Consider the following 21,005-nt stretch of genomic DNA (forward strand, 5'->3'; position numbering starts at 1 on the left):
CGAGCGCGAGGGATGTCACTGGGAGGGACGCACATGTCAGGGACGACCACGGCCGGAACACAGCGGTCTGCGGGCGCCCCCGGGCACCGGCCGCGCGTACAGAACGTGGGGGCCGTCGCCGGTAACCGCTGGGCCGTGCTGGTCGTCCTGTGCGTCAGCCTGCTGCTGGTCGCCCTCGACGCGACGATCCTGCACATCGCCGTCCCGGCCGTCTCCGAGGACCTGCGTCCCGGCGCGATGGAACTGCTCTGGATCGTCGACGCCTACCCGCTGGTCTGCGCCTCGCTGCTGATTCTCTTCGGCACGCTCGGCGATCGTGTCGGGCGCCGTCGCGTCCTGCTGCTCGGTTACGGACTCTTCGGCGCCGCGTCCGCGCTCGCCGCCTTCGCCGACAGCCCGCACGTCCTCATCGCGGCCCGCGCCCTGCTCGGCATCGGCGGCGCGATGATCATGCCCGCGACGCTGTCGATCCTCCGCCAGGTCTTCCCCGACCGGCGCGAGCGCGCCGTCGCCATCGGCATCTGGACCGCGGTCGCCGCCATAGGCGCGGCCACCGGGCCGGTACTCGGCGGCTTCCTCATCCAGCACTTCTGGTGGGGCTCGGTCTTCCTCATCAACATCCCGCTGATGGCACTGATCCTGCCGGTCGGCCGCTGGCTGCTGCCGGAATCCCGGGGGAGCGGCCACGGGCCCTGGGACGTGCTCGGCGCACTCATGGCCGCGGCCGGTGTGCTCGGCGTCGTCCTCGGGGTGAAGCGGATCGGCAGCGGCGAGGGCATCGCCGACGCCAGGACGCTGCTGCCGCTGCTCATCGGCTCGGTGCTGCTCGTTCTCTTCGTACGCAGGCAGAGGACGCGGACGCAGCCGCTCATCGACGTGACGATGTTCGCCAGGGCGGCCTTCTCCACCTCCGTCGGATGCATCGTTCTGGCGATGCTCGCGCTGGTCGGCCTGGAGCTGATCGCCGTCCAGTACCTCCAACTGGTGCTCGAACTGAGCCCGCTGGAGACCGGACTGCGGCTGCTGCCGCTGACCTTCGCCGCGATGGCGGCCGGCGCCACCGGCTCGTACACCCTCCAGCGCCTCGGCCCGCGCGCCATGGTCTCCTCCGGCTTCGCGCTGACCGCCGCGGCGGTGCTCGTACTGACCCTTATGGGACAGCACGACCGGCCCGCGCTGTTGACGGCCGGGTTCGTGCTGCTCGGCTTCGGGCTCCAGACCACACTCTTCGGGGCGTACGAGTCGATGCTGAGCGAGGCCCCGGCCGAGCACGCGGGCGGCGCCGCCGCCATCGGCGAGACCTCCTACCAGCTCGGCGCCGGTATGGGCATCGCCCTGCTCGGCAGCGTCATGAACGCCGCCTACGCGCCCGGGGTCGCCACGGTCCCCGGCGTCTCCTCGGCGCAGAGCGCGGGCGCGGCGAACTCGCTCGGCGAGGCGTACACGGTCGCGGACCGGATCGGCGGACCCGCCGGTGACGCGTTGCGCTCCACCGCGCGGCAGGCCTTCGTCCACGGCCTGCATGTGACGCTCTTCGTCAGCGCGGGCCTGCTGCTGCTCGGCGCGCTGGCCGCGCTGAGACTGCCGCGGCTGATGGACTGCGGGGCGCGGGAAGAGCCGCAGGAACAGTTGCCGCAGGTGAAGGTCCCGGCGCGCCGGGAGCCCGCCGAGCGGGCCGGGTCTGGACGGGTCGCGCGCTGACCCCGTAACGTCGGCCGCGAGCAGTAACTACCACTGCTAGTTTTGCGCAGCACGTGACGCAATACGTGGCAGTACGTGACGCAGCACCGTGAGCCGAGCAGCCGCCGGAGGGCCAGGAATGTCCGCAACCTCAAAGCTTCCGCCGTTCGACCCCAGCGACCCGATCGGCATCGACGATCTGCTGGCCCCCGAGGACCTCGCGATCCGCGAGACCGTACGGACCTGGGCCGCCGACCGCGTCATGCCGTACATCGCCGACTGGTACGAGCGCGGCGAACTCCCCGGCATCCGCGAACTGGCCCGCGAGCTCGGCTCGATCGGCGCCCTGGGCATGTCCCTGGAGGGCTACGGCTGCGCGGGCGCGTCCGCCGTCCAGTACGGTCTGGCCTGCCTGGAGCTGGAGGCCGCCGACTCCGGCATCCGCTCCCTGGTCTCCGTACAGGGCTCGCTCGCCATGTACGCGATCCACCGCTTCGGCTCCGAGGAGCAGAAGCAGCGCTGGCTGCCCGGCATGGCCGCCGGCGAGATCATCGGCTGCTTCGGCCTGACCGAGCCCGACCACGGCTCCGACCCGGCCGGGATGCGGACGTACGCGAAGAAGGACGGCACCGACTGGGTGCTGACGGGCCGCAAGATGTGGATCACCAATGGCTCGGTCGCGGGCGTGGCCGTCGTCTGGGCGCAGACGGACGACGGGATTCGCGGCTTCGTCGTGCCGACCGACGCCCCCGGCTTCTCGGCGCCCGAGATCAAGCACAAGTGGTCCCTGCGCGCCTCGGTCACCAGCGAGCTGGTCATGGACGAGGTGCGGCTGGCCGCCGACGCCGTACTGCCCGACGTCACGGGGCTCAAGGGGCCGCTGAGCTGCCTGAGTCACGCGCGGTACGGAATCGTGTGGGGCGCGATGGGCGCCGCCCGCGCCAGCTTCGAGGCGGCGGTGGACTACTCGAAGACGCGCGAGCAGTTCGGAAAGCCGATCGGCGGATTCCAGCTCACCCAGGCCAAGCTCGCCGACATGGCGGTCGAACTCCACAAGGGCATCCTGCTCGCCCACCACCTGGGGCAGCGCATGGACGCCGGGCGGCTGCGACCGGAGCAGGTCAGCTTCGGCAAGCTCAACAATGTGCGCGAGGCGATCGAGATCTGCCGTACGAGCAGGACGATCCTCGGCGCGAACGGCATCTCGCTGGAGTACCCCGTGATGCGGCACGCGACGAACCTTGAATCGGTGCTCACCTACGAGGGCACCGTCGAAATGCATCAGCTCGTACTGGGCAAGGCGCTCACCGGCCTGGATGCCTTCCGGTGAGCGGCCCCGCCCATTAGCTCTGGTTGAAGAAGCCGTTCGTGTCGCGGCCTGCGGCCTCACCGCTGACGACCTCGGTGTCGGCGGGGCTCAGCAGGAACACCCGGTTCGCGACGCGCTCGATCGAACCGCGCAGGCCGAAGGTCAGGCCGGCTGCGAAGTCCACGATGCGCTTGGCGTCGGAGGGCTCCATGGACGTGAGGTTCATGATGACCGGGACACCGTCCCGGAAAAGCTCCCCGATGCCACGCGCGTCCCGGAAGCCGTCCGGGGTGACCGTGGCGATTCTCGGGGCCTTGTCGTCGGACGGCTCGGAGACCGCCTTGACCCGTGGGTCCGTGACCCACGGCTCGGCGCTCTCGTTGGTTCCCTCGGCGTACTCGTCGTCGTAGTAGCGGTCGTCGTCGCTGTCCTCGACGAGTCCGAGCCAGGCACTGGCCTTGCGCACCGATCCCATGGGACGCCTCCTTTCACCGCGGTCGGTCTGTGTACCGCTCCCCCTATGGTCGTCCATCATGCGGATTACGCGCCAAGTGGATAGTCGCCGCGCAGGGGATTCGTGACGGTACTGGTGCAGAACTTGTGGCGGTTCGTCAAGGTTCTTACTGTGTCCGGCTGCTGACAGAGTGAAAAATACGACCGTCGGGCCACACGGGTGATGAGGGGGACGGACGGGTGAACACGGGACGTTGAAACCGCCTCGATACGATGCGGGCCGCACCGTCTCACGTCGCCCGGGGGAGCGCCTTGTTCGGAATAGTCAGGCCTTGCAGTCATCGGCTCTCGGAGGGGCTCAGGACGGAGTGGATGGCCCATCTGTGCGGGCTCTGCCTGGCACTTCGCGGTGACCACGGGCAGCTCGCGAGGGTCGTGACGAACTACGACGGCCTGATCGTCTCGGTTCTGACGGAGGCTCAGTCCGAGCGCGTCACGGGATGGCGGCGTACGGCCGGCCCCTGTCCACTGCGCGCGATGCGCACCGCGCCCGTCGCCCAGGGCGAGGGGGCCAGGCTGGCCGCGGCCGTCTCGCTGGTCCTGGCCTCGGCGAAGGTACGGGACCACGTCGCCGACCGGGACGGGGTGTTGGCCCGCAGGCCGGTGGCGGCGGCCGCGCGGCGGGTCGCCGCGGGCTGGGACAGGGCGGGCGCGCGGACGGGCGCCTCGCTGGGCTTCGACACCGCGCTGCTGGTCGACGCGGTGGACCGGCAGGCCGGGATCGAGGCGCTGGCGGGGCTTGGCACGTCCGTCCTCACGGTCACCGAGCCGGCCGAGACGGCGACCGCCGCTGCCTTCGCGCACACCGCCGTACTCGCGGGCAGGCCGCAGAACGCGGCGCCCCTCGAGGAGGCGGGCCGGCTCTTCGGGCGGCTCGCGCATCTGCTGGATGCCGTGGAGGACCTGGAAGCTGACGCGGCGTCTGGTGCGTGGAACCCGCTGACCGCGACGGGCACCGGCCTGGCGGAGGCACGCCGGCTGTGCGACGACGCGGTGCGTGGAGTGCGGCTGGCGCTGCGGGACGCGGAATTCACGGATGCCAAACTGGCGCACGTACTCCTGGCCCACGAGCTGGGGCGGTCGGTGGACCGGGCGTTCGGCGCGACGTGCGCCCATCAACCGGGGCCCTACGGGCCGCCCGGTCCGTACAACCCCAATCCGCACGGGCCGGGTCCCTACGCCCCGAATCCCTACGCCCCGGGGCCGGGTGGACCTGGGCCGCAAGGACCCCCTCCTCCGGAGCCGCCGCGGCGAGACCGGCGCGGCACTCTCGTCGGCTGCGCTGTGTGGCTGGGCCTCGCCTGTACGTGCCAGATGTGCTGCGGCACCTACCAGGACCCGTGGTCCCGCGAGAACCGCCAGGCCCCCTGTCAGAGCTGTGGGGACTGCTGCGAGGGCTGCGGGCAGTGCGGGAGCTGCTGCGAAAGCTGCTCCGGGTGCTGCGAGTGCTGTGAGTGCTGCGACTGCGGCGGCTGAAGCCGACGCCCGTGTGAGCACCTTCGGCTCCCCGTGCCCGTAGCGCCCGTGTGGAAAGGTTGCGCGCATGAGCACAGACCCGCAGCAGGACTGGAAGCACTGGCACGAGCAGCGCACCGAGACGGTCCTGGCGCCGTACGGCCCGCTCTCGCTCACCGGCACGCACTGGCTCTCCGACTACCCGGAAGGTCGCATTCCGGACGTGCCGGGGCGGTGGGCGGCCGACGGTGACGAGGTGGTTCTGACCGCCTCGCCCGAGGACGGCATCACTGTCGACGGGCAGCCGCTGACCGGCGAGGTCAGGCTGACCGCGGACACCGCGCCCATCCCGGAGTCCCGCGTCTCGGCCGCCGGGAAGCGGCTGGTCGTGCTGCGCCGGGAAGGGCTGTGGGCGGTCCGGGTCTTCGACCCCGAGTCGCCGGCGCGGCGTGCTTTCGCGGGAATAAAAGTGACGCCGTACGACCCGAAATGGGTGCTGCCGGGCCGCTTCCGCCCGTACGACGAAGGGCGCACCACCATCCAGGTCGAGAACGCGGACGGGCGCGAGCGCGGGCTCGGCCTCGCCGGGGAGATCGCCTTCGACATCGACGGCGTCGAGCACACGCTCCGGGTCGCCGTCGAGGACGACGGCTCGCTCTGGGCGGTCTTCGCCGACGCGACCAGTGGAGACAGTACGTACCGCTTCCGCTTCCTGCGACCGCCCGCGCCGGCGGCCGGCGGCACGGTGACCGTCGACTTCAACCGGGCGCTGCTGCCGCCGTGCGCCTTCGCCGACCACTTCATCTGCCCGTTCCCGCCGCCGGGCAACACCCTGACGGTTCCGGTTCCGGCGGGGGAGCGGCGGCTGTCATCGGCGGCCGACCGCTGAGCCGTCGGAACCGGCCCGGGCCCGCCTGTCGCGTCCCGGACCCGTCGGCCGAAAGGCGCCCTTGCGCGGGCAGTTGGCGCCACGGATACTCCCGAGGAGCGCTTGTCAGGGACACAACCTGTCCGGTATCCGGACCGGTTCACTGACTGCGCCTCACGGGCCCGTCTCACCCCACGAGTGGGCCCCCTAACTTCCCCTTGGGAGGAACGAAACGTGAGGATCAAGCGCACCACCCCCCGCAGCGGCATAGCGAGACGATCCCGCCTGATAGCCGTCACGGCAGGACTCGTCGCCGCGGCCGCACTCACCGTACCGAGCGCCAGTGCCGACACGGCCAGTACGTACAGCGCCAACCAGCTCACCTCCGCGAGTGACGCGGTCCTCGAGGCCGATGTCGCCGGTACCGCCTGGCACATCGACAAGGCGAAGAACACCCTGGTCGTCACGGCCGACAGCACCGTCTCCGCCGCCGAGATCGCCAAGATCAAGCGCGAAGCCGGGACGAACGCAGGCGCCATCCGCGTCGAGCGCACCCCCGGCAAGTTCTCCAAGCTTCTCTCCGGCGGCGACGCGATCTACGCCACCAGCTGGCGCTGCTCGGCGGGCTTCAACGTCCGCAACAGCGCGGGTACGTACTTCTTCGTGACCGCCGGCCACTGCACCGACGGCAATCCGCCCTGGTACACCAACTCCTCCCGTACCACGAGCATCGGCCCCACGGCCGGATCCAGCTTCCCGGGCAACGACTACGGCCTGGTGCGGTACGCCAACACCTCGCTCTCGCACCCCGGCACCGTCGGCAGCCAGGACATCACCAGCGCGGCCAACGCCACCGTCGGCATGTCCGTCACCCGTCGCGGCTCCACGACCGGTACCCACAGCGGTTCCGTCACCGGCCTCAACGCCACGGTGAACTACGGCGGCGGCGACATCGTCTACGGCATGATCCGCACCAACGTCTGCGCCGAGCCCGGCGACAGTGGCGGCCCGCTCTACTCCGGCACCCGCGCCATCGGTCTGACCTCGGGCGGCAGCGGCAACTGCTCCTCCGGCGGTACGACGTTCTTCCAGCCGGTCACCGAGGCCCTGAGCGCGTACGGCGTCAGCGTCTACTAAGAGCAGATCAGCGGAACCTGAGCCAAGTCCGAAGACTGCGGCCAGCAGCAGATGAGTCCCCGTCCGGTCGACCGGACGGGGACTCGTCGTTGAGCGAGGAATCCACTGAGCTCCCTCGAACGGACCGCTTCACAACCGCAGTTGCCGCAATCCGCACCCGCGCCGCCGGAATCCGGTCCGCGAGGGGCGAGTACCGGACAGGACTAGTCCTCACCCGCTGCTGTCCGAGTGGTCGCAGGGGGTGTTCGCGAACGCGACGAGTGCAGGCGGTGACCGGCTTGTAAAGGCCTGGGGGGCGCAAAGAGGTTGTCGTGTGCGCGTCCTGAAGTCGACCTTGTGTGCTACCGATCAGCATCGGAATAGTGGGCGTACTCCGGACCTGCCCCCCACCTCGCGGGTCCGAACCCCCCACAGGAGGTCATTACGTGAAGCACCGACGCATACCCAAGCGGCGCGTGGCAATTGCCGGAGCGGGCATCGCGGCCCTGGTAGCAGCGGGAGTTACCCTCCAGACTGCGAACGCCAGCGAGGAAGCCCCTCAGTACACCGTCAAGACGCTGTCGGCCACGGGGGCAGGGGAGCTTGCCTCGGACCTCAACTCGGTCCTGGGCGGTGACGCTGCCGGGGCGTACTACGACAGCAAGTCCAAGGCGCTCGTGGTCAATGTCGTGGACGAGGCGGCGGCCCAGGGCGTACGGAAGGCAGGCGGCAAGGCCAGAATCGTAGAGAACTCGCTGGCTGAGCTGACGGCCGTACGGAGCACCCTCACCGACAAGGCCACCATTCCCGGCACCTCGTGGGCCACGGACCCGGTGACGAACAAGGTCGTCGTGACGGCCGACCGTACCGTCAAGGGCGACGCGTGGGCGAAGCTGGAGAAGGTCGTCGGGGCGCTCGGCGAGAAGGCCGAACTGAAGAAGTCGGCTGGGGAGTTCAAGCCGCTGATTGCCGGTGGCGACGCGATTCTCAGCGGCGGCGGGCGGTGTTCGCTCGGCTTCAATGTCGTCAAGGACGGTGCGCCGCACTTCATCACGGCCGGTCACTGCGGGCAGGCCGGCAGCCAGTGGACGGACTCCACGGGCGGCGCGCTCGGCACGATGGCCGCGTCCACCTTCCCGGGCAACGACTTCGCGCTCGTGAAGTACGACGACGGAGTTGAGCACCCGAGCGAGGTCAATCTCTACAACGGCAGTACGCAGCCGATCACCAAGGCGGGCGAGGCGACCGTCGGCATGGCGGTGACGCGCAGTGGCTCCACCACGCAGGTGCACGACGGTGAGGTCACGGCGCTCGACGCGACCGTGAACTACGGCAACGGCGACATCGTGAACGGGCTCATCCAGACCACGGTCTGTGCGGAGCCCGGTGACAGTGGCGGCTCGCTCTTCGCGGGCGACGCGGCGATCGGACTCACCTCGGGCGGCAGTGGCGACTGCACGTCGGGCGGCGAGACGTTCTTCCAGCCGGTGCCGGCGGCGCTGGCTGCGCTGGGCGCGGAAATCGGCTGACCCCCTTGGGGCCTGGCCCCGGCCCTGGCTCGGTCGGCTGACCGATGGCCCCGCCCGGTGCGCGTGCGTGCGCGCCGGACGGGGCCTTTCGCGGCTCCGCCACACCCCGGGCTCCGCCCCGAACCCCGGTCCTCAAACGCCGGACGGGCTGGATATGGCCGGTGTGGTCCGGGAATGCCGACGGTCCCGGGTGGGGGGCTCCTTACGTGCCGACCGGGTGGGAGTCGGATGCGTTCGGGCCGCGGCGCAGTGATGCCATGGCCAGGGTGATGGCCGCGCCTGCGACCGCCCAGGCGGCGAGTACCAGGAGCGGTCCGGTGATCGCGTTTCCCTTGAAGTACGCGATCGAGCGGGCCACCCACGTGCCGGCGCCCGGCGGCAGGGCCGGTCCGATCGCCTCCCAGAAGGGCGGCAGCATCGGGAGCGGGAACGCGCCGCCCGCGCTCGGGTTGCCCGCGATCACCACGAGCAGGACCGCCAGGCCGATGCCCACGATGCCGGTGAGCGCCTGGAGCGCGAGTGTGATCGCGCCGACCGCGAAGACCACCAGCGCGCCGAGGCCCCACAGCGCCATGATGCTGCCCGGCAGGGCGCCGAGAATCGGGCCCACGATGATCGCGCCGCCGATCCCGCCCGCGATCGAGTACAGCGCCATCACGCCGAGCCTGATCACGGCGCGCTGCCGGTTCGCGGGCCGGGAGCCCGCGCTGATCGCCAGGATCGAGGCGCAGAGGTAACCGCCGACGCACCACCCCACGACCAGGTAGAAGGCTGAGAGGCCGTCGAAGTCCTGGGGGGACGCCGGGGCCACGTCAACGGTCGTCACGTTCCGCTGCTGGGCCGCCTCGACCTTGGTGGTGAGCGTGGTCAGGGCCGACGACAGCACCGTGCCTCCGCCGGAGGCGACCAGCAGGGTGTCGGTCTTCGAGGCCGGGTCGACGATCAGGGCGCCGTCGATGTCCCGGTTCATGATCTGCCGCCGTGCCGTGGCCTCGTCCGGGAGCACGCGGGGGTCCAGCGGCTCGCCGGGCAGGCCCCGGAGCTGTTCGACGAGCCGCGCCGCCGACTGCCCGGGCGCGACGACGGCGAAGGGAACGTCCTTCGGCTTCGGATTGTGCAGCGCTCCCACGTAGGACGCGATGAACAGCAGCTGCAACGCCAGTACGCCGATGACGAGCAGCGCGGCCCGTGGCGTGACGGCGTTCTTCACCTCGTCCATGAAAGTCATGCCCCCACGCTCCGTGGCTCCCGGCGTTTGCGCAGGTGGGGCCGGGCCGAATGGCTGAGGCCACGGGTATCGCACGCACGTTCGAAACTTGGTCTATGGTGGAGATGGGGGAGGTGAGAGCAGGATTGATTCAGGGGACTCAGGAGGTGCGATGCCCGCGTTCACGCATCTGCACACCGTTTCGGGGTTCTCTCTGCGTTACGGCGCCTCTCACCCCGAGCGGCTGGCCGAGCGTGCCGCCGAGCACGGCATGGACGCCCTCGCCCTCACCGACCGGGACACCGTCGCCGGTACAGTCCGCTTCGCCAAGGCCTGCGCCAAGGCGGGCATACGGCCGCTCTTCGGCGCGGAGCTGGCGCTGACGGCGGGGGAGCGTACCCGCGAAGAAGGTCGCGAAGAAGGGCGTACGCAACGGCAGCGCACGCCGGTGCGCGGCGGAGCGTTCGTCGACGAGTCCGCACCCCGCGCCACCTTCCTCGCCCGCAACGGCGCCGTTGGATGGGCGGATCTTTGCCGGCTCATCAGCGCCGCCCACGAGGGCGGCGGCCGGAACCCCGTACTCGAATGGGAACGGAATCACGGCGACGGGCTCACCGTGCTGCTCGGCCCCGGCTCCGACGTCGGCCGGGCGCTGGCCGCCGGCCGCCCCGACCGGGCCGCCACGCTCCTCGGACCCTGGCGGGAGATCTACGGCGACGCCCTGCGCCTCGAAGTCGTCCACCACGGCCGTACGGGCACCGGCCCCGGCTCGCTGCGACTGGCCGCCCGCACCCTCGGCCTCGCCGCCGAGCAGGGTGTTCCGCCTGTGCTCACCAACGCTGTGCGATATGGCGACCCTGGGCTCGGGCCGGTCGCCGACGTACTCGACGCTGCCCGCAGGCTCGTACCCATCGACCCGCGCGGGCCCCTCGACAGCGGTGAGCGTTCACTCAAGAGTGCGGACGAGATGGCGCGCATTGCCGAGCTGGTCGCGGAGGCCGCCGGGTTCCGGCAGGGAGTCGCTCATCGGCTGCTCGCCCTGACCGAGGAGACCGCCGCCGCCTGCCGCGTCGACCCCGAGGACGACCTCGGGCTCGGCACCGTGCACTTCCCCGAGCCGCACCTCGTCGGCGCCGGCCGCCGCACCGCGCAGCGCGTGCTGGAGTCACGGGCCGCCGCCGGAATGGTGCTGCGCGGCTACGATCGCGGGCCGCGCGCCCGTGAGTACTGGCAGCGGATGCACCACGAGCTCGACATCATCGCCTACCACGGATTCGCCTCCTACTTCCTGACCGTCGCCGGGGTCGTCGACGACGTGAAGAGGATGGGGATCCGGGTTGCCGCGCGCGGGTCCGGTGCCGGCTCCCTTGTCAACCACCTCATCGGGATCGCCCACGCGGACCCCGTCGAGCACCACCTCCTGATGGAACGCTTCCTCTCCAAACGGCGGTCCGTACTGCCCGACATCGACATCGACGTCGAGTCCGCCCGCCGCCTGGAGGTCTACCGCGCGATCATCGGCCGCTTCGGCGCCGAGCGGGTCGCGACCGTCGCCATGCCCGAGACGTACCGGGTGCGTCATGCCGTACGGGACGTCGGCGCCGCACTCTCCATGGACCCGGCCGAGGTGGACCGTATCGCCAAGGCGTTCCCCCACATCCGGGCGCGCGACGCCCGCGCCGCGATGGAGGAACTGCCCGAGTTGCGTGAGGTGGCTGCCGAGCGGGACCGGCACGGGCCGATGTGGGAGCTCGTCGAGGCGCTGGACGCGCTGCCGCGCGGAATCGCCATGCACCCGTGCGGGGTGCTGCTCTCCGACGCCAGTCTGTTGCGCCGTACGCCCGTCATGCCCACCAGCGGCGAGGGCTTCCCCATGTCCCAGTTCGACAAGGACGACGTGGAGGAGCTCGGGCTGCTCAAGCTCGACGTGCTGGGCGTACGGATGCAGTCGGCCATGGCACATGCCGTGGCGGAGCTGCGGCGGGCGGCGGACGTGACGCTCGACCTCGACGACCCGAAGCAGGTGTCGCAGGGCGACCCGGCGACGTACGACCTGATCCGCTCGACCGAGACGCTCGGCTGCTTCCAGATCGAGTCACCGGGCCAGCGCGATCTGGTCGGCAGGCTCCAGCCGTCGACCTTCGGCGACCTGGTCGTCGACATCTCGCTCTTCCGGCCGGGGCCCGTCGCCGCCGACATGGTGCGGCCCTTCATCGAGGCCAGGCACGGCCGCGCGCCCGCCCGCTACCCGCACCCGGACCTGGAGGACGCGCTGCGCGAGACGTACGGCGTGGTCGTCTTCCACGAGCAGATCATCGAGATTCTGCGGATCATGACCGGCTGCGACCGGGGCGAGGCGGACCAGATGCGGCGCGGGCTGTCCGATCCCGACGCGCAGGGGCAGATCCGGGCGTGGTTCGCGGAGCGGACGCGGCAGCGCGGGTACACGCCCGAAGTGACCGCCCGTACCTGGGAGATCGTCGAGGCGTTCGGCTCGTACGGCTTCTGCAAGGCGCACGCGGTCGCCTTCGCCGTGCCGACGTATCAGTCGGCGTGGCTGAAGGCTCACTACCCCGCCGCTTTTTACGCCGGACTGCTCACGCACGACCCCGGCATGTACCCCAAGCGGCTGCTGCTCGCGGACGCGCGGCGGCGTGGGGTGCCGGTGCTGCCGCTGGATGTGAACCGGTCGGCGGCCGCCCACCAGATCGAACTGGTGTCTGGCGGAAAGGGGATGAAGAGCGCCAAAGAGGCTGAGGGGATGTGGGGGATACGGCTCGGGCTCGCGGACGTCTACGGCATCAGTGAGGCCGAGACCGCGCGGATCGTGGCAGGCCGGCCCTACTCCTCGCTGCTCGACCTGTGGCAGCGGGCCCACCCGAGCCGGCCGCTCGCCGAACGGCTCGCACAGGTGGGCGCGCTGGACTCGTTCGGCGCCAACCGCCGCGACCTGCTGCTCCACCTGTCCGAACTCCGCGCGGGACAGCGGACTTCCGGGGCGACTGCCGGGCAGCTCTCCCTCGGTGAGGGGCAGAAGGCCGCGCCGGCCGGGCTCCCCGACCTCAGTGATGCGGAGCGCCTCAGCGCCGAGCTCGGCGTACTCGGCATGGACGCCTCCCGTCACCTGATGACGGACCACTACACCTTCCTCAAGGAGCTTGGCGCGACCTCCGCCAAGCGGCTGCGGATGGCCGAACACGGGCAGACCGTCCTGGTCGCGGGCGCCAAGGCCGCTACGCAGACCCCTCCGGTCCGCTCGGGGCGACGGGTCATCTTCACGACCCTCGACGACGGTACGGGCCTGGTCGACCTCGCCTTCTTCGACGACAGCCACGCCGCCTGCGCACACACCGTCTTCCACTCCTGGCTGCTGCTGGTGCGCGGAGTGGTGCAGCGGCGCGGGCCGCGGAGCCTGAGTGTGGTCGGTTCGGCGGCCTGGAACCTGGCGGAGCTGGTGGAGTTGCGGCGTACGGGCGGACTCGACGCGGTCGCGGAGCGGCTGGCGGCGCCGGCTTCGGTGCCTGATCCGGCTTCGGCCGCGGTGGAAGAAGGCGGGCCCGAAGGCGACAGCGGGCGCCGCATTCACCTCCCCACCGGCTACGAGATGAACCCCTGGGCCGACCTCCAGCCCGCGGGCGAAGGCGTCCCGACCGGCCGCAAGTTGTGGCACTCGAGCCCGGGGAGCGCGGGATGATCCTTTACGTACGCTTCCACGTCGCGGGGACCGAGCTGTCCGAGGCCGCGCTCCCCACCCTGCTCGGGCTGATCGAGGACATCGCCCCCACCGTCCAGGCGCTGCCGCCCGACGGCGCGCTCGTCGATGTCGGGGGCGCCGAGCGGTACTTCGGGCGGGACGCGGCCGGACTCGCCGCGCTGCTGCGGGTGCGCGCACTCGCGCACTGCGGCGCGGACTGCACGATCGGCGTGGGCGCCAACCCCCTGCTGGCCAGGACCGCCGCGCAGGACGCGCCGCCGGGGAAGACCCTGGTGGTGCCCGGCGACCCGGAAGCGGTCGCCGCGTACCTCGGCCGCAAACCGGTCGCCTCCCTGTCCGGCGTCGGGCCCGCGACGGCCCGTGCCCTCTGCTCGTACGGGCTCGACACCGCCGGCAAGATCGCCGCCGCACCGCTCGCGACCCTCCAGCGGATCGTCGGCGTACGGGCGGGGCGCGAACTCCAGGAGAGGGCGCGCGGCATCGACCGTACGCCGGTCGTCCCCAACGCGGCCTCGCGTTCACTCGCCTCCGAACGGCGCTTCGACCGCGACGAGCTGGACCCGGTCCGCCACCGCCGCGCGCTGCTCTCCCTCTCGGAGGAGGTAGGGGTCAGGCTGCGCCGGGAGGGGCAGGTGTGCCGTTCGCTGGCGCTGACCGTGCGGTACGCCGACCGTTCCACCACCACCCGCTCCCGCGCCATGCCGGAGCCCACGGCGCACTCGGCCGCGCTCACTGCCACGGCGTACGGGATCTACGCATCGCTCGGCCTGCAACGGGCCAGGGTGCGCGCTATCGCGCTCCGCGCGGAAGGGCTGACTCCGGCGGAACAGGCCGCGCACCAGCTCACATTCGACCCGGCTGACGAGAAGGCGCGCCGGATCGAGGCGGTGGCGGACCGGGCGCGGGCGAAGTTCGGCCCGGGGGCGGTCGTGCCCGGATCACTGTCCGACCGGCGCTTATCGCTACCTCAACAGGCAGACAGGTCCGCCTAATTGACTCTTCGTCAATTTTTACCGACGGGTCACTTCACTCTTCGACTACTGGCGCGTAATTTAGCGTGAGCACGCCATCTTTGTGATCCGGGTCACAGGGCGCACCCCCCATCGCAACTCCCCTTGAGCCGCAAGGAGATCGCCCGATGCTGCCCTGGAAACGCGCACTCAGACCTGCCGCCGCCCTGCTCCTGGCCATCGCGGCCACCCTCACTCCCACCGCCACCGCGAGCGCCGCCACCGAGACGGCCCCCACCAGCGGCTGGAACGACTACTCCTGCAAGCCGTCCGCCGCCCACCCCCGCCCGGTCGTCCTCGTCCACGGAACCCTCGGGAACTCCGTCGACAACTGGCTCGGCCTCGCCCCGTACCTGGTCAGACGCGGCTACTGCGTCTTCTCCCTCGACTACGGGCAGCTCCCCGGCGTGCCGTTCTTCCACGGTCTCGGCCCGATCGACAAGTCGGCCGTCCAGCTCGACACCTTCGTCGACAAAGTGCTCGCCACCACCGGCGCCCCCAAGGCCGATCTCGTGGGCCATTCCCAGGGCGGCATGATGCCGCGCCACTACCTCAAGTTCCTCGGCGGAGCCGACGAGGTGAACGCCCTCATCGGCCTCGCGCCCGACAACCACGGCACCACCCTCCTCGGGCTCACCAAGCTCCTGCCCTACTTCCCGGGCGCCGGTGACCTGCTGACCGCCAAGACCCCGGGCCTCGCCGATCAGATCGCCGGGTCCCCCTTCCTCACCCGGCTCAACGAGGGCGGCGACACCGTTCCCGGCGTGCGCTACACGGTCATCGCGACCCGGTACGACCAGGTGGTCACCCCGTACCGCTCGCAGTTCCTGGACGGTCCGGGCGTACGGAACGTACTCCTCCAGGATCTGTGCCCCATTGACCTCTCCGAGCATGTGGCGATAGGCCTGATCGACCGGATCGCGTTCCACGAGGTGGCCAACGCCCTCGATCCGGGCCGGGCCACCGCGACCACGTGTGCGTCAGCCGCCGGCTGAACCGCAGAGTGGCCGACGTGGGCACTCAGCTGCGGCTCATCCACGACCGGATCATGCCCGCCTGGGCCTGAGAACTGCGCCTGACATGGGCTACCGCCCCCACCTGGGAAACGAGGTGGGGGCGGCAGCAGTTCAGAGGGCCGGCCGGCCGGGTCAGCGGCGGGCGGCCTTGCGGCGGACCGAGCCGAACATCACCGCGGCACCGATCGCGAGCGCGCCGGCGCCGCCGATGGCGAGGTACGGGGTGCTGCTGCTGCCACCGGTCTCGGCCAGGTTCTCGCCGGCGGCGGCAGCGGTGACGGGCTGCGCGGCGTCGCCGTTGGCGTCCGGCGCGTTGGCGGCAGGCTCTTCGGTGGCCGCCCGGCCGTCGTTCTGCCCCGCTTCGTCGTCCTGGCCGGCGGACGGGGCGGGAGCCGGGGCGGTCGCCTCGGCGCCGGTCTTGTTGTCGTTGTCGCCGTGGCCGTTGTGCTCCACGGTCGACTCGTCGGCCCCGTCCGCGATCTCGTCCTCGGTGGGCGTCGACGCGACCGGAGCCGGGACGGCGCCCGAGCCGCCGGTGTCCTTGCCGAAGACCACGTCGGAGCAGGTGTAGAAGGCCTCGGGGCTGTCCGAGCGCTGCCACACGCTGTAGACGAGGTGACGGCCCGTCTTGTTCGGGAGGGTGCCGTCGAAAACGTAGTCGCCGTTCTGCATCTTCGGGTCCGTGACGTCGGCGAAGGGCTTCTGCTCCAGGTCGGACCACTTCAGCGGCTTCGTCGGGTCGTAGCCGTCCTTCGTGATGTACAGCTGGAACGAGCCCTTGTGCGGGGCGGTGCCCTTGTAGCGGAAGGTGTGCTTGCCGGCGGTGAGCTTCGACGACGGCCAGTCGGCGCGCGGCAGGTCCAGGCCCTTGTACTTGTCGTTGCCGGCGCTGCACAGCTTGCCGTCGGGGATCAGCCGCTTGTGGTTCCCGGCCGCGTTCGCGATGTTGACCGCGTTCCAGTCGTAGAACGCCTGCACACCACTGGCCGCGAGCGCCGCCTTGCACGCCGCCGAGTCGGGGCTCTCCGGACCCTCCGCGTAACAGGCCGACACGCGGGAGACCGGGTCCGTCATCGAACCGTGGGCCGAAGCCGGAGCGGCGGACAGGGCGGTCAGGGCGAGCGGCGCGATGCCGAGGGCGGCGACGGAGGCTGCGGTACGACGGCGGCGAGCGGTCATCGGGACGTTCTCCTTGCGATGGGGGAGCGTGGGGGTACGGGGGCGGAGATCGAGTCCGGCGGCGCAGCCCCCCGAAACCAGCGGCGCCGACGGACTGAACCCCGCCCCGGCGATCAGCACGCTAGCCCCAAGAACCCGCCAAACCCGCTGCTGACGGCGGTGTGCGGCGATCTTTATGGTGGCTTTAAGGCGAGACTAAGAAGGGCCTCAGGAAGCCGGGGCCCAAAGTCACTGAATCACTGCTCCTTCGGGTCCAGGTCTCGCAGCACGGCCCCCAGCCGGCGCGCTCCCTCGTCCAGTTCCGTGTGGTCGGCGGTGGCGGCGAAGCCGAGGCGGAGGTGGGCTGCCGGCGGCTCGGTGGCGAAGTAGCGGCTGCCCGCGCTCACCGCCACGCCCCGCTGCCGGGCGGCGGCAGTGAGTGCCGTGTCGTCCACGCCGGGCGGCAGCCGGAGCCACAGGTGCAGTCCGCCGGCGGGAACGTTCGTGACGGTCGCTGTCGGCATCTCCTGGGAGAGTGCGGCATTCAGCCGTGAGCACCGCTCTCGCAGGTCGGCGCCGAGCGTCCGGACGTGCCGGTCCCACGACGGGGAACTGAGCAGTTCCAGTGCCGCTTCCTGGAGCGGCCGGGGAATGAAGAAGTCGTCGACCATGCGGACCGCCCGCATGCGCTCCATCACCGGGCCGCGGGCGACCAGCGCCCCGATCCGCAGGCTCGGCGCCGCGGGCTTGGTCAGTGAGGTCACATAAACGACCGTGCCGTCGCCGTCGTCCGCCACCAGCGGCCGGGGCACGGGACCGCCGTGCCCCAGGTGCCGGGCGAAGTCGTCCTCGATCACGAAGGCGCCCGAGGCCCGCGCCACTTGCAGGACCTGCCGCCGTCGTTCGGCGGCCAGGACCGTGCCGGTCGGATTGTGGAACGTCGGCTGGCAGTACAACAGCCGTGCCCCGGTCATCGCGAAGGCGTCGGCCAGCAGGTCGGGCCGTACGCCGTCGGTGTCGAGCGGTACGGGCACCGGGCGAAGTCCCGCGGCGCCGGCTGCGGCCAGCGCGCCCGGATAGCTGGGCGACTCCACCAGGACCGGGCTGCCCGGCCCGGCGATCGACCGGAACGCGATCGACAGGGCGCTCTGCCCGCCCGAGGTGACCAGCACGTCATCGGGCGTCACGCCACTACCGGCGATCTCGGCGAACACGGCGCGCAGCGCTGGGAGTCCGCTCGCCGTGGCCCGGTCCCAGGCGTCCGGGCGGCGCGCCGCCCGCGCCAGCGCCGCACTCAGTGCGCGGGTCGGCTGGAGCGAGCGATGGATGTAGCCGCCGTCCATCGTGATAGTGCCGGCCGGAGCCGGTCCGATCGGTTCGGCGATCAGGCGTGTGTCGACGGTGCGGTCGGTGAGCGCGACCGTCTGCCAGGCGGTGTCCACGACCTCGCGTTCGGGTCGGGCTCGCTCTGCCACATACGTACCGCTGCCCGGGCGGGTCACCACAGCGCCCTCCGCCGCCAGCACGGCAATGGCGCGCGCCACGGTCGCCGGGCCGACCCGGTACCGCTGGATCAGCTCCCGGCTGCTCGGCAGCCGGTCCCCGGGGGAGAGCCCAGCGAGCAGCTCACGGAGTCTGGCCGCCAATTCAACAGAAGTGCTACTGTCTGACATGAGAGATGAAAATAGCGCTTCTGCAACCACCGAGGAAGCACTTCAGCTGGACATCGCCGCCCTGCGAGCCGACACCCCCGGGTGCCGACAGGTCATCCACTTCAACAACGCGGGCTGCGGCCTGCTGGCCACCCCGGTGCTGACCGCGATGGTCGGTCACCTCAACCTGGAGGCGCGGATCGGTGGTTACGAGGCATCGGCCGCCCGGGCCGACGGAGTCCGCGAGTTCTACACGGAACTCGCCGCGCTGATCAACACCACGCCCGACAACATCGCCTTCGCCGGCAGCGCCACGCACGCGTACGCCAACGCCCTGTCCTCGATCCCGTTCGAGTCCGGCGACACGATCCTCACCACCCGCGACGACTTCGTCTCCAACCAGATCGCCTTCCTGTCGTTGCGCAAGCGGTTCGGCGTACGGATCGTGCACGCGCCCAACACCCCGGAGGGCGGGGTGGACGTGCCGGCGATGGCCGAGCTGATGCGGACCCACCGCCCCCGCCTGGTGTCCGCCACCCACGTCCCGACCAACTCCGGCCTGGTCACGCCGGTCGCCGAGATCGGCCGGCACTGCCGTGAACTGGACCTGCTCTACCTGGTCGACGCCTGCCAGTCCGTGGGCCAGTACCCCCTCGACGTCGAGGAGATCGGCTGCGACCTGCTCACCGCCACTTGCCGCAAGTTCCTCCGCGGCCCGCGTGGCTCAGGATTCCTCTACGTCTCCGACCGCGTCCTGCGCGCCGGCTACGAGCCCCTGTTCATCGACATGCACGGCGCCCGCTGGACCGCGCCCGGCAGCTACCGGCCCGTCGGGACGGCAGCCCGGTTCGAGGAGTGGGAATTCCCGTACGCCACCGTGCTCGGCAGCGCCGCCGCGACCCGCTACGCCCGCGACGTCGGCATGGAAGCCATCGCCCACCGCACCCCGGCGCTCGCGGCGAGGCTGCGGAGCCGGCTCGAAACCGTCCCCGGAGTACGCCTGCTCGACCGCGGCCCGCAGCTGGCCGCCCTCGTCACCTTCGCCGTCGACGGTGGCCGGCAGCCGCAGCCGTTCAAGGAGGCCATGGACGCCCGCAACATCAACTCGGCGCTCAGCCTCCGCGAGTTCGCCCAGTTCGACTTCGAGGACAAGGACGTCGACTGGTGTCTACGCCTGTCGCCGCATTACTACAACACCGAAGAGGAAGTGGACCACGTCGCCGACGCGGTCGCCGAACTCGTCCGGCAGGAACGGTGATGACGGCCACGCAGCAGCGCGCCAGGGCCGCAGGGAGCAGCACAGAGAGCAGCCACAGCCTGTGGCACAACCGCCGGCGAGACGCTCTCTCTTCTGGGCACCCAGGTCACGAACCTCGCACTCCCGCTGACGGCGATCGTCGCCTTCGACGCCACCGACGAGCAGGTCGGCGTCCTGCGGTTCCTGCAGCTCGCCCCGTACCTGGGGCTCGCCCTGGTCTTCGGCGTGTGGGTCGACAAGTCCCGGCGACGGCGGGTCATGCTCGGCGCCAACCTCAGCCGGATGGTCCTGATCGCCCTCGTACCACTCCTCTACTGGCTGCACGCCCTCGACCTGGTCACTCTCCTCGTGATCGCGTGCTCCATCGGCATCGCGTCGGTGCTTTTCGACGTGAGCTGGATGTCGTACGTCCCCACGCTGGTGCGTGAGCCCAGGGACTACGTCGAAGCCGGCGCCAAGATGGGAGTCAGCTCATCGGCGGCCGACGTGGCAGGTCCCGGGCTCGCCGGCGTGCTGGTCGGCGCCCTGACCGCACCCGTGGCACTGGTCGCCAACGCGTTCTCCTACCTGGTGTCCGTGATATCGCTCCTGCTCATCCGCACACCCGAGCCCCGTCCCGGTCCGGCGGCCGCAAAACGGCGCATGCTGCCCGAACTGCGCGACGGCCTGCGCTGGGTCCTGCGGAACCCGATCCTGCGGGCGCTGGCGCTGGTCGGGTTCTGCTGCAACTTCTCCATGATCACCGTATGGACGATGTTCCTGCTGTACGGAACGAACGACCTGCGCCTCGGCTCGACCACCCTCGGAACCATCTTCGCGACCGCCTCCGTGGGCGGCTTGATCGGCGCGACGATCTCCCGGAAGGTCATCCAGCGGTTCCGGATCGGGACGGTCTACCTCGTCGCCCAGTCGGCGCTTCTCCTGGGACCGGCCCTGATCGTCCTGGCCACCGGCCCCCGGCCTGTGATGGTGGGGATGTTCGTCCTCTCCTTCTTCACCACCTACCTCGGCCTCGGCGTGGCCAACGTCATCATCGTGAGCCTGCGTCAGACCAGCACCCCACAGTCGATGATGGGGCGGATGACGGCCGTCTTCCGCACTCTGCTGTTCGGTGGCGGAGCCCTCGGCGGCCTCTCCGCCGGCCTCCTGTCCGGCGCACTCGGCCCCAAGGGCGCCCTGACAGTGGCGGCGATCGGCTCAGCAGCCGTGGTGATCGGGCTCGCCGTATCCCCGGTGACCCGCCTCCACGGCCTCCCGCCGGCAACACCGGAACCCGTGGCAGAGACAGCGAACGGGCGGGCCGCAGGCTGAGACCCGGACCGAGCCCGGACAATGAGCCTTTTCCAAGCCGACGCCGGCGCCGCGTCAGCTCTGTCCGGTCTCGGTCCACGGACGAAGTTTCTCCGGGTTGCGGATCGCCCAGATACGAGTGATACGGCCGCCGGTGAGGCTGAACGCCGCCACGGTCACGGTGACGCCGGCGTGCTGGGCGACCAGGCCGGGCCGGCCGTTGACCGTC

15 protein-coding genes and 1 pseudogene are annotated in these 21,005 nt (G+C 71.0%); 11 read left to right on the top strand and 5 right to left on the bottom strand.

Going from position 1 to position 21,005, the window contains the following annotated elements; genetic code table 11:
- Positions 1-33: 33 nt before the first annotated feature.
- Positions 34-1,701: an MFS transporter gene (locus J7E89_RS27640; RefSeq protein WP_214977161.1), complete on the top strand. Its 1,668-nt coding sequence runs from the start codon at positions 34-36 to the stop codon at positions 1,699-1,701.
- A gap of 118 nt (positions 1,702-1,819) precedes the next feature.
- The gene (locus J7E89_RS27645; RefSeq protein ID WP_214977162.1) at positions 1,820-3,010 is read left to right on the top strand and encodes an acyl-CoA dehydrogenase family protein; all 1,191 of its coding nucleotides are present in this window, start codon (positions 1,820-1,822) and stop codon (positions 3,008-3,010) included.
- Between the two features lie 13 nt (positions 3,011-3,023).
- Here J7E89_RS27645 and J7E89_RS27650 read toward each other — a convergent pair whose 3' ends face one another.
- Complete coding sequence (locus J7E89_RS27650) at positions 3,024-3,464, bottom strand: cell division protein SepF (protein ID WP_214977163.1); 441 nt, start codon at positions 3,462-3,464, stop codon at positions 3,024-3,026.
- A gap of 290 nt (positions 3,465-3,754) precedes the next feature.
- On the opposite strand from J7E89_RS27650, the gene J7E89_RS27655 reads away from it, so the two are divergent.
- From J7E89_RS27655 to J7E89_RS27670, 4 genes are all read left to right on the top strand, one after another.
- Positions 3,755-4,978 (top strand): DUF5685 family protein, encoded by a 1,224-nt coding sequence (locus tag J7E89_RS27655; RefSeq protein ID WP_214977164.1) that lies wholly within the window; start codon positions 3,755-3,757, stop codon positions 4,976-4,978.
- Between the two features lie 67 nt (positions 4,979-5,045).
- Positions 5,046-5,846: a DUF1684 domain-containing protein gene (locus J7E89_RS27660; protein WP_214977165.1), complete on the top strand. Its 801-nt coding sequence runs from the start codon at positions 5,046-5,048 to the stop codon at positions 5,844-5,846.
- Positions 5,847-6,059: 213 nt separating this feature from the next.
- On the top strand, positions 6,060-6,962 hold the full coding sequence (locus J7E89_RS27665) for a S1 family peptidase (protein WP_214977166.1): 903 nt from the start codon (positions 6,060-6,062) through the stop codon (positions 6,960-6,962).
- A 425-nt stretch (positions 6,963-7,387) separates the two neighbouring features.
- Positions 7,388-8,470, top strand: coding sequence for a S1 family peptidase (locus tag J7E89_RS27670; RefSeq protein ID WP_214977167.1), 1,083 nt, complete (start codon positions 7,388-7,390; stop codon positions 8,468-8,470).
- A 202-nt stretch (positions 8,471-8,672) separates the two neighbouring features.
- On the opposite strand, the gene J7E89_RS27675 is transcribed toward J7E89_RS27670, so the two are convergent.
- Positions 8,673-9,698, bottom strand: a complete 1,026-nt coding sequence (locus tag J7E89_RS27675; protein ID WP_214977168.1) for a DUF3533 domain-containing protein — start codon at positions 9,696-9,698, stop codon at positions 8,673-8,675.
- 151 nt (positions 9,699-9,849) lie between these two features.
- Between J7E89_RS27675 and J7E89_RS27680 the strand changes: the two genes are divergently transcribed.
- The 3 genes from J7E89_RS27680 (at position 9,850) to J7E89_RS27690 (ending at position 15,397) form a co-directional block, all read left to right on the top strand.
- Positions 9,850-13,371, top strand: a complete 3,522-nt coding sequence (locus J7E89_RS27680; protein ID WP_214977169.1) for a DNA polymerase III subunit alpha — start codon at positions 9,850-9,852, stop codon at positions 13,369-13,371.
- The gene (locus J7E89_RS27685; RefSeq protein WP_214977170.1) at positions 13,368-14,384 is read left to right on the top strand and encodes a helix-hairpin-helix domain-containing protein; all 1,017 of its coding nucleotides are present in this window, start codon (positions 13,368-13,370) and stop codon (positions 14,382-14,384) included. Before J7E89_RS27680 ends, J7E89_RS27685 begins: the two co-directional genes overlap by 4 nt.
- Positions 14,385-14,530: 146 nt before the next feature.
- Complete coding sequence (locus tag J7E89_RS27690; RefSeq protein WP_214977171.1) at positions 14,531-15,397, top strand: triacylglycerol lipase; 867 nt, start codon at positions 14,531-14,533, stop codon at positions 15,395-15,397.
- A 153-nt stretch (positions 15,398-15,550) separates the two neighbouring features.
- Here the strand turns inward: J7E89_RS27690 and J7E89_RS27695 are convergent, their stop codons facing one another.
- Entirely contained in the window at positions 15,551-16,597 is a 1,047-nt protein-coding gene (locus J7E89_RS27695) for a lytic polysaccharide monooxygenase (protein ID WP_214977172.1), read from the bottom strand.
- A gap of 236 nt (positions 16,598-16,833) precedes the next feature.
- On the bottom strand, positions 16,834-18,249 hold the full coding sequence (locus tag J7E89_RS27700; RefSeq protein WP_214977173.1) for a PLP-dependent aminotransferase family protein: 1,416 nt from the start codon (positions 18,247-18,249) through the stop codon (positions 16,834-16,836).
- Here J7E89_RS27700 and J7E89_RS27705 point away from each other — a divergent pair.
- Both J7E89_RS27705 and J7E89_RS27710 read left to right on the top strand, forming a co-directional pair.
- Entirely contained in the window at positions 18,248-19,486 is a 1,239-nt protein-coding gene (locus J7E89_RS27705) for an aminotransferase class V-fold PLP-dependent enzyme (protein WP_214977174.1), read from the top strand. The genes J7E89_RS27700 and J7E89_RS27705 overlap by 2 nt on opposite strands.
- Positions 19,487-19,621: 135 nt before the next feature.
- Positions 19,622-20,797, top strand: coding sequence for an MFS transporter (locus J7E89_RS27710; RefSeq protein ID WP_374196901.1), 1,176 nt, complete (start codon positions 19,622-19,624; stop codon positions 20,795-20,797).
- A gap of 54 nt (positions 20,798-20,851) precedes the next feature.
- Here J7E89_RS27710 and J7E89_RS41160 read toward each other — a convergent pair.
- Positions 20,852-21,005: pseudogene (locus J7E89_RS41160) on the bottom strand (RNA polymerase subunit sigma-24); the annotation flags it as partial.

The sequence above is a fragment of the Streptomyces sp. ISL-100 genome, from assembly GCF_018614615.1.
Classification (GTDB): Bacteria; Actinomycetota; Actinomycetes; order Streptomycetales; family Streptomycetaceae; genus Streptomyces.

Excerpts from the sequence above, each read along its gene's own strand:
- J7E89_RS27685 (WP_214977170.1), top strand. The coding sequence starts at position 13,368 with ATGATCCTTTACGTACGCTTCCACGTCGCGGGGACCGAGCTGTCCGAG.
- J7E89_RS27700 (WP_214977173.1), bottom strand. The coding sequence starts at position 18,249 with ATGTCAGACAGTAGCACTTCTGTTGAATTGGCGGCCAGACTCCGTGAG.
- J7E89_RS27645 (WP_214977162.1), top strand. The coding sequence starts at position 1,820 with ATGTCCGCAACCTCAAAGCTTCCGCCGTTCGACCCCAGCGACCCGATC.
- J7E89_RS27680 (WP_214977169.1), top strand. The coding sequence starts at position 9,850 with ATGCCCGCGTTCACGCATCTGCACACCGTTTCGGGGTTCTCTCTGCGT.
- J7E89_RS27705 (WP_214977174.1), top strand. The coding sequence starts at position 18,248 with ATGAGAGATGAAAATAGCGCTTCTGCAACCACCGAGGAAGCACTTCAG.
- J7E89_RS27675 (WP_214977168.1), bottom strand. The coding sequence starts at position 9,698 with ATGACTTTCATGGACGAGGTGAAGAACGCCGTCACGCCACGGGCCGCG.
- J7E89_RS27660 (WP_214977165.1), top strand. The coding sequence starts at position 5,046 with ATGAGCACAGACCCGCAGCAGGACTGGAAGCACTGGCACGAGCAGCGC.
- J7E89_RS27695 (WP_214977172.1), bottom strand. The coding sequence starts at position 16,597 with ATGACCGCTCGCCGCCGTCGTACCGCAGCCTCCGTCGCCGCCCTCGGC.
- J7E89_RS27650 (WP_214977163.1), bottom strand. The coding sequence starts at position 3,464 with ATGGGATCGGTGCGCAAGGCCAGTGCCTGGCTCGGACTCGTCGAGGAC.
- J7E89_RS27690 (WP_214977171.1), top strand. The coding sequence starts at position 14,531 with ATGCTGCCCTGGAAACGCGCACTCAGACCTGCCGCCGCCCTGCTCCTG.
- J7E89_RS27640 (WP_214977161.1), top strand. The coding sequence starts at position 34 with ATGTCAGGGACGACCACGGCCGGAACACAGCGGTCTGCGGGCGCCCCC.